The organism is Sandarakinorhabdus sp. (assembly GCF_031430775.1).
Taxonomy (GTDB): Bacteria; Pseudomonadota; Alphaproteobacteria; order Sphingomonadales; family Sphingomonadaceae; genus Sandarakinorhabdus.
On sequence record NZ_JANPCD010000022.1, the window covers coordinates 1 to 8,076 of the forward strand.

The following is an 8,076-nucleotide window of genomic DNA, read 5'->3' on the forward strand; positions in this document are numbered from 1 at the left end:
CTGAGCACGGGTTCCATGCTGCGCGCCGAGGCAGGCACCGCACTGGCCAGCGCCGTGCCGGCCACGGCCGCCATCATGCTGCGGCGGTCGATGGTCATGTCGGTCATATCTCTCTCTCCAACAACCGCGCGGCCTGGGCGCGGGCTTCTTCGGTCACATCGGCGCCCGACAACATACGGGCAATTTCCTCGCGGCGCTCATCGGCGTCAAGCGCGGCCACATCTGTGCGGGTGGCGCCGCCCCGAACATGCTTGGCGATGCGCCATTGCTGGTCGGCACGCGCTGCCACCTGCGGGCTATGGGTGACGCACAGAACCTGCACTTGCCCGGCCAGCCGCGACAGCCGGTCGCCGATGGCGCTGGCGACGGCACCGCCGACCCCCCGGTCGATCTCGTCGAATATCAGCGTGCCGGCGCTGCCGGTCTGGGCCAGCGCGACCTTGAGCGCGAGGATGAAGCGCGACAATTCTCCGCCCGAAGCGATCTTGATGAGCGGCGCGAACGGCGCACCGGGGTTGGTGGCGATCTCGAATTCCACCCGGTCGCGGCCATCGGGGCCAAAGCCAGCCTCTCCGGTATCGGCAACCATGGTGTGGAATTTCGCGGCATCCAGCTTGAGCGGCGCCAGTTCTGCGGCCACCGCCGTATCCAGCCGGGCTGCTGCCGCGCGCCGCGCCTTGGCCAGTGCATCAGCCGCCGCCAACCAGCGCGCCTGCGCGGCCTTGGTCGCCTGCGCCAGTACCGCCAGCCCGCTGGTGCCGGCCACCAGCGCTTCGGCCCGGCCCGCAAGAGTGACCAGCAAAGCCGGCAACGCATCGCATTCGGTACGATGCTTGCGGGCCATGGCGCGCAGTTCGAACAGCCGCGATTCGGTGGTTTCCAGCTTGGCCGGGTCAGCATCCAGCGCCTGCACCGCTGCCGCCAGCCGGGTTTCGGCCTCGCCGGCTTCGACCAGCGCCCGGTCAAGGCTCTCCAGCGCCTCGCCCAGCATTGCATGTTCGCCCGCAATGCGGTCCAGCCGGCGCGCGGCCTGTGCCAGTTTGGCGATACCGCCGTCATTGCCGGACATCAGGGTTTCGATGCTGCCAAGATCATCGGCCAGCCGCGCGCCCTTTTGCATCGCGGCGCGCGCATCGGCCAGCACGGCCTCCTCGCCGGTTTCGGCGCCAAGCGCGGTCAACTCGGCGATGGCATGGTCCAACCATTCGCGGTCCTTGGCGTCGGCCGCCAGCCGCTCCACCGCCTCGGCTTCGGCGCGCCGCGCGTTGCCCCAGCCGTCCCAAGCCGCGCGCACGTCCTGTACCAGCGCATCATGCCCGCCAAAGCTGTCCAGCAGTGCCCGGTGGCCGCGCGCCGCCAGCAGGCCCCTGTCGTCGGACTGGCCATGAATTTCGATCAGACTGGCGCCGACTTCGCGCAGTAGATTCACCGAGACCGGCATATCGTTGACAAAGGCCCGGCTGCCGCCATCGGCCTTGATCTGGCGCCGCAGGATGACGCTGCCCGACGCCTGCATATCCTGGTCCGCCAGCAACGCCCAGGCCGGATGATCGTCAGCCACATCGAATTGCGCCGTGACCCGGCCAGCGTCGGCACCGGCACGCACCAGCGAGGCATCCCCACGCCCCCCCATGGCAAGCCCGAGCGCATCAAGCAGGATCGATTTGCCGGCCCCGGTCTCGCCGGTCAGCACGGAAAGGCCAGCCGGAAAGGCCAGCGTCAGCGCCTCGATCAGCACGATGTTGCGGATATCAAGAAGGACAAGCACGGAGCGATGATTAGGCGGTGCACGGACAAATGTCATGCCCCGCAAAGCGCCGGGCAAGGCCCGGAGCAGGCTTGGGCCAAACGATGTGCAAAAGCGGGCGTTTGCCCTTGCGTAATCCGCCAAATTGCCTATACGGCGCTCCTTCGCTCGTCTCGGGCGTTTGTCCCGTGGCAATGGCTGGCGCCGCCCGCACCGTGGCAATCGACCGATACGCAAGCAGCTTTTGCAACAGATTTGATGACAGGTGGCTCATGGCCGTTCCCAAACGCAAGACTTCTCCTTCACGCCGCAACATGCGTCGCAGCCATGACGCGCTTGTCGCCGTGCAGGCCCAGGAATGCCCGAATTGCGGCGAACTGAAGCTGTCGCACGTCATGTGCGGCGCCTGCGGTCACTACAACGGCCGCGAGATCGTCGCCAAGGGTTGAAGCGCGTCGCGGGGGCGGGCGCCATCGAGATGAATGCAAAGCTCATCACGGCTCCGGTCGTCGCGCTTGACGTGATGAGCGGTGACGGTGGACCCGCCGTCGCCATCGCCGCGGCAGACATTGCTGCGGAGCGTTATCCGCGGCTTTCTTTCCTGCTGTTCGGCAAGGAAGCGGTTATCGCCGCCGAATTGGCCAAGCATCCCCGGCTGGCGGCCCGGTCAAAGGTGTTTCACACCGACGATGTCGTCTTGATGACCGACAAGCCCAGCCAGGCGCTGCGGCGGTCGCGCACATCTTCGATGGGCATGGCCATCGGCGCCGTCAAAAGCGGCGAAGCCCATGCTGCCGTTTCGGCTGGCAACACCGGCGCCCTTATGGCCATGGCGCTGTTTGCGCTGCGCACCATGCCCGGTATCGACCGTCCGGCACTGGCGGCCCTGCTGCCGACACTCAAGAACGATTCCGTCGTGCTCGATCTTGGCGCCAACACCGAGTGTGACGCCGACAACCTCGTCCAGTTCGCCGTGATGGGCGCTGCCTTTGCCCGCACTGTATTGGGGCTTGAACGACCGCGCGTCGCGCTGCTCAATATCGGCGAAGAGGAAATGAAGGGCACTGAGGAAATCAAGGAAGCCGCAGCAATGTTGCGCGGCGCCGATCTCCCGATGCAGTTCGAAGGCTTTGTCGAAGGCGACAAGATCGGACAGGGCGATGTCGATGTTGTTGTCACCGACGGCTTTTCCGGCAACATCGCTCTGAAAACCGCAGAAGGCACCAGCCGACTGGTTATCGGCTTGCTCGCCAACGCGTTTCGCTCGTCATGGCTGACGCAGCTGGGCTATCTGCTGTCGCGCGGCGCGCTCAGGGCCTTGCGCGCCCATCTTGATCCCAACGCTCATAATGGCGCGGTGTTTCTCGGCCTCAACGGCCTGGTCGTCAAAAGCCATGGCTCGGCCAATGAACGCGGCATCGCCAATGCCATCGGCGTGGCGCATGACCTGATCGTTGACAGCGTCGGCACCCGCATTTCCCACGACATGGCCAGTTTCAAGGCACATCGCCCGGCGGATGCGCCAGCCGCATGAGCCGGCTGCGCGCCTGCATCATCGGCACCGGCAGCTACCTGCCGGCCAGGGTGCTGAGCAACGCCGAGCTGGCCGCGCGTCTTGATACCAGCGACGAATGGATCATCGAGCGCACCGGCATCCGTCAGCGCCATATCGCCGCCGACGGCGAGTTCACCTCCGATCTTGGCACAGCCGCTGCCTTGAACGCGTTGGACAGCGCCGGCCTGGCACCTGCGGACATCGACCTGATCATCGTGGCCACAGCCACCCCGGACCAGACGTTCCCGGCTGTCGCCACCGTCATCCAGCACAAGCTGGGCATGACACATGGTGTCGCCTTTGATGTCGGCGCGGTCTGCTCGGGCTTTCTCTATGCGCTGTCGGTTGCCGATGCGTTGCTGACCAGCGGCGCCTATCGCACCGCGCTGGTCATTGGCGCCGAGACATTTTCGCGGTTGCTGGACTGGGAGGATCGCACCACCTGCGTGCTGTTCGGCGATGGCGCCGGCGCCGTGGTGCTGCGCGCGCAGGCATCGCCCGGCTTGTCCAGCGACACCGGCATCCTGGCAACCCGCCTGCACAGCGATGGCCGCTACAATGATCTGCTGCACGTCGATGGCGGACCCGGTTCGACGGGCACGACCGGCAAGCTGAGGATGAAGGGACGCGAGGTGTTCCGCCATGCCGTCACAAATCTGGCGGCCGTGATGACCGAAACGCTCGGCGCTGCCGATCTGGCGCCAGCCGATGTACGATGGGTCATCCCGCATCAAGCCAATTTGCGCATTCTCGAAGGCACGGCCAAAAAACTCGGCCTGCCGATAGATCGCGTGGTGGTGACCGTCGATCGCCACGCCAACACATCGGCGGCATCGGTACCGCTGGCGCTCGACACGGCGGTGCGCGACGGGCGGATCGCGCCGGGCGATATCCTGCTGCTCGAAGCCATGGGCGGCGGGTTCACCTGGGGCGCGGCCGCCGTTCGTTGGTAACGAATTTTCAACACTGGCGAATCTGCCAAAACACGCTAGAATAAGCCTCTTTTGGCGCGCGTGTTAGGAAACCAGGTTTGGGGAAGACCTATATGACGAAAGATGACAACAGCGCCGCGGGCAGCGTGACGCGTGCAGACCTCGCTGATGCCGTGCATAATGAAATTGGGCTTTCGCGAGCCGAATCGGCCAGCCTGGTCGAACAGGTGCTCGACCGGATCGGGGATGCCTTGGTTGCGGGCAGCAACGTCAAGATCTCCTCCTTCGGCAGCTTTGTCCTGCGGGAAAAGGGTTTGCGAATTGGTCGCAACCCCAAGACCGGCGTCGAAGTACCGATCGATCCGCGCACAGTGCTGACCTTCCGGCCCAGCCAGCTGCTGCGCGAAGCCATCAACGCCGGCGATTGAAGCTTATGGCCGACAAGTCTGAACGCGCATTCCGCACCATCAGCGAAGCCGCTGAAACAGTTGGTGTGCCGCAGCATGTTCTGCGATTTTGGGAAACCCGGTTCTCGCAGCTGCAGCCGCTGAAACGCGGCGGCAATCGCCGGTACTACCGCCCGGTAGATATGGATTTGCTCGAAACCATAAGAGCGATGTTGCACGATGAAGGTCTGACGATCCGAGGCGCGCAACTCGCTTTGGCCACGCGCGTCGCCGGGCCTGTGATTACAAAAGACGCAGCCGCGCCGCCGATCATGGAGCCGCGGATCATGAAGGCCGAGTCAGTGCCCGCACCGGGTCTTGACGTGAATGTGCTACGACGGATCCGCAACCAGCTGGCGTTGGCGCTGGCAGCCTGAGTGGCCGGGGTCTGTCAGTGAAAGCTTTGGGCCAGTGAAAGTTCTGGGCCAGTGAAAGTTCTGGGCCTGTGAAAGTTCTGGAGCAATGAAAGCCCTGGCAGTCTTCAGCGTCAAGGGCGGTGTCGGCAAAACTGCGCTGGCCGTAAATCTCGCTCACGCCGCTGCCACCTTGTCAGGCCGGCGCACCTTGTTGTGGGATCTTGATGCCCAAGGCGCCGCCACATGGATGCTGCGCCTGTCACCGCGCGCCGGGGCCAAGGCACGCAAGGGCTTTTCCGATGGTGATATTGGCAGCCTGATCCAGACTAGCGATTTTCCGGGCCTTGATGTGCTCGCTGCCGACCGCTCGCTGCGCCATCTTGAAAAGCAATTGGCTGACGACGACAAATCAAAACGTCTCAAGAAAATATTGAAATCGCTGGAAAAAGACTATGATCGGATTGTGCTGGATTGCCCGCCGGGCCTGACCGAACTGGCTGACCAGATATTCCGCGCTGTCGATCTGCTGGTAGTGCCGATGCTGCCCTCGCCGCTGTCGCAGCGCGCTTTTGACCAACTGACCCAGCATCTGGCGCGCGACCACAAGGGCGGACCGCCCATCTGCCCGGTATTCACCATGGCCGACCGCCGCAAGGCGCTGCACCGCCAGACGCTGGAAAGCGCGCCGGACCAGGCGGTGATCCCCTATGCCGCCGCCATCGAGGCGATGGCCGTCAGCCGCACGCCGGTCCTGGCAGCAGGGCGATCGACGCCTGCCGCCAAGGCGCTACGTGCCCTGTGGACCCAGGTCGAACGCACGTTGGTCAAGCCCTGATTGCGGTCACACCGTGATCGACATGCCCCGGTATACCCGCGCCCGGTAACGCGAATCCTCGGCATCGGGCAACGGCGCCCCGGCCAGCAACACAGCACGGGCAAAGCGGCGCACTTCCTCGGCATGTTCCGCATCGCCACGCGGCTCCTCGGATCGCACGCGCCGCGTCAGGTTGATCTGGTTGACCGGCACGTCATGGACCAGCCGCTCATTCTCGACCGCGATGGTGGCGGTAAAGGCGTGCAGCGTCGTCTTGACGAAATTGGCCAGCGCGAACGCGGGCCCGCCGCCCTGCCCCATCGGCACATCGGGCGATACCAGCACGACCTGGCAATGGTCAAACAGCGACGCCTTGCGCGCGACACGGAAGTGATGCGTGAGGTTGGTATCGACGACCTCGGCAAATCCGGCGCCGTCAAGGCTGTCACTGCCTTCGAACAGCCGGTCGGGCAGCGGCGCCAGTGGTGTCGACACGATCGTGGTCGGCGGCCCCCAGCGAACAAGTGCCTCATCGAGTGTATCCTCGATGGCCTCGCCAATCACCAGCGTCTGAACACGCCCGCCGCCATCGCCGACAGCCGAAGATATCGCTGCCGCGCCTTGCGCTGTCCGCGCCATCAGCACGACATTGGCCACGCCGCAACCAAGCAACGCATCGGCCGCAGCAGCAACATAGTCTGTCAGATGCTCACCGATCAGCCAGACAGTCTTGCCAGCCATCTGCTCCAGTCGCTCTGCCTTGGGGCTGCCGAACAATTCACGCTCGGTCGTCGAACGCTCCACATTGAGGCCACCCGACGGCATGAATGTTTCGCCGGATACAGCGCGGTCGGCGAGGAAGAACACGGTGGCCTGCGCCACTTCGGTTTCGGTGGGCATCTTGCCCAGATGCAACTGGCTGAGCACGCCGGCGCGCACCTTGGCGGCCTCGCGGGCGATCTGCGCCACTGGCAGCCACGGTTGGTCATCGGGCGGCACGCGCAGCAGCCATTCCGTCTCGGCTCGCGCGGCCCAATCGGTGCCGATCAGCCAACCGCCCAGCTTAAGACGCCCGGTCAGCTTGGCCGCCAGCGGCGGCGTCAGCAGGAAACGGTCCCAGCTGCATGTCTCGTCGCCTTCACGGGCGCAGGCCAGCGCCAGTTCGCGCAATTCGGCCGGCACGGACTTGTCATGCGACAGTTGCACCGTGTCATTGCGCGCCAGCCGGCCCAGAATACCAGCCACCGGCTCGCCGCGCCGCACCGCCTTGACGACCGCCGCATGGACGGCGTTCAGCCGTTTGTTCTCCAGTATCAACCGCCCGCGCCGCTCGAACAGGCCGGGCTTGCCGCCGAGGCCCGCCAGGCGGTCGCCATCGACCGGACCCGGCGCAATGGCGTTGATCTGGATTTCCGGCCCCAGATGCCGCGCCATGCTCTCGACCATGGCGCGCTGCCCGGCCTTGGACACGGCATAGTCCGTGCGGTTGGGATAGCTGACGGCCAGGAATTTTTCGCCGCCGAAATAGCTGGAAACATTGAGGATATAGCCAGAGCCTTGCGCCTTCATCATCGGCACCACCATGTGCATCAGCGCATAGTTGGAGATGAGATTGGCATATTGGGTATGGCGCCACGCATCGACGTTCATGTCGACGGCCATTTCCTCCGCGCCCGAAACCCCGGCATTGTTGATGAGGTAATCGATGCGGCCAAAGGCCCGCACCGTTTCGTCCACCGCAAGCCGCAGGCTGTCGAGATTGGCGACATCGATGCCGCCGAGAATACGCACGCGGCGCTCGACGCCGGCAAAGCCGATATCCTCAAGCTCGCCGACGATGCGGGCGCGTGCCGCTTCGAGTTCGGATTCGCGGCGCGCCACCATCATGACGCGCGCGCCGGCCAGCGCCAGCAGCCGTGCCAGGGCACCGCCGATGCCAGCCGAGCCGCCGGTGATCAGCGCCACCTTGCCCAGATGCAGCCCGGTGATGTTTTCGGCGCTGCCGACCAATGCCCGGCGTGCGCCGGTCGCCTCGGCAATGCTTTCGGGCAGATACAGGTTGATCGGCCGCACCTTGCGGTCCTTGAGCAGCAGCCGCGCGGCCTGGCCGGCATCAAAGGACAGGCATTCGGTTTCGGCATTGGATTAACGGATGATCTGGTTGCCCCTTTCGGCGCGCGCGCGCCGGGCGTGAGCGACCGAAACACCGCTTTCATCGCGCCAGAC

General features: G+C 65.0%; 8 protein-coding genes. 6 read left to right on the forward strand and 2 right to left on the reverse strand.

What is annotated here, in order from left to right; all coding sequences use genetic code 11:
• Positions 1-103 precede the first annotated feature (103 nt).
• A complete protein-coding gene (gene recN, locus RMQ73_RS01315; protein WP_310496162.1) occupies positions 104-1,768 on the reverse strand; it encodes a DNA repair protein RecN in 1,665 nt (554 codons plus the stop codon).
• Between the two features lie 251 nt (positions 1,769-2,019).
• Between recN and rpmF the strand changes: the two genes are divergently transcribed.
• The 6 genes from rpmF to RMQ73_RS01345 all read left to right on the forward strand — a co-directional run bounded on the left by rpmF (position 2,020) and on the right by RMQ73_RS01345 (position 5,871).
• The gene (rpmF, locus tag RMQ73_RS01320; RefSeq protein ID WP_310496164.1) at positions 2,020-2,196 is read left to right on the forward strand and encodes a 50S ribosomal protein L32; all 177 of its coding nucleotides are present in this window, start codon (positions 2,020-2,022) and stop codon (positions 2,194-2,196) included.
• Positions 2,197-2,225: 29 nt separating this feature from the next.
• Positions 2,226-3,281, forward strand: coding sequence for a phosphate acyltransferase PlsX (plsX, locus tag RMQ73_RS01325; RefSeq protein ID WP_310496166.1), 1,056 nt, complete (start codon positions 2,226-2,228; stop codon positions 3,279-3,281).
• On the forward strand, positions 3,278-4,255 hold the full coding sequence (locus RMQ73_RS01330) for a beta-ketoacyl-ACP synthase III (protein ID WP_310496167.1): 978 nt from the start codon (positions 3,278-3,280) through the stop codon (positions 4,253-4,255). The genes plsX and RMQ73_RS01330 overlap by 4 nt, the downstream gene beginning before the upstream one ends.
• A gap of 92 nt (positions 4,256-4,347) precedes the next feature.
• Positions 4,348-4,662, forward strand: coding sequence for an integration host factor subunit alpha (locus RMQ73_RS01335; protein ID WP_310496169.1), 315 nt, complete (start codon positions 4,348-4,350; stop codon positions 4,660-4,662).
• 5 nt (positions 4,663-4,667) lie between these two features.
• A complete protein-coding gene (locus RMQ73_RS01340; protein WP_310496170.1) occupies positions 4,668-5,057 on the forward strand; it encodes a MerR family transcriptional regulator in 390 nt (129 codons plus the stop codon).
• A gap of 85 nt (positions 5,058-5,142) precedes the next feature.
• Positions 5,143-5,871, forward strand: a complete 729-nt coding sequence (locus tag RMQ73_RS01345; protein WP_310496171.1) for a ParA family protein — start codon at positions 5,143-5,145, stop codon at positions 5,869-5,871.
• A 6-nt stretch (positions 5,872-5,877) separates the two neighbouring features.
• On the opposite strand, the gene RMQ73_RS01350 is transcribed toward RMQ73_RS01345, so the two are convergent.
• Positions 5,878-7,923, reverse strand: coding sequence for an SDR family NAD(P)-dependent oxidoreductase (locus RMQ73_RS01350; protein ID WP_310496172.1), 2,046 nt, complete (start codon positions 7,921-7,923; stop codon positions 5,878-5,880).
• Between the last annotated feature and the right edge of the window lie 153 nt (positions 7,924-8,076).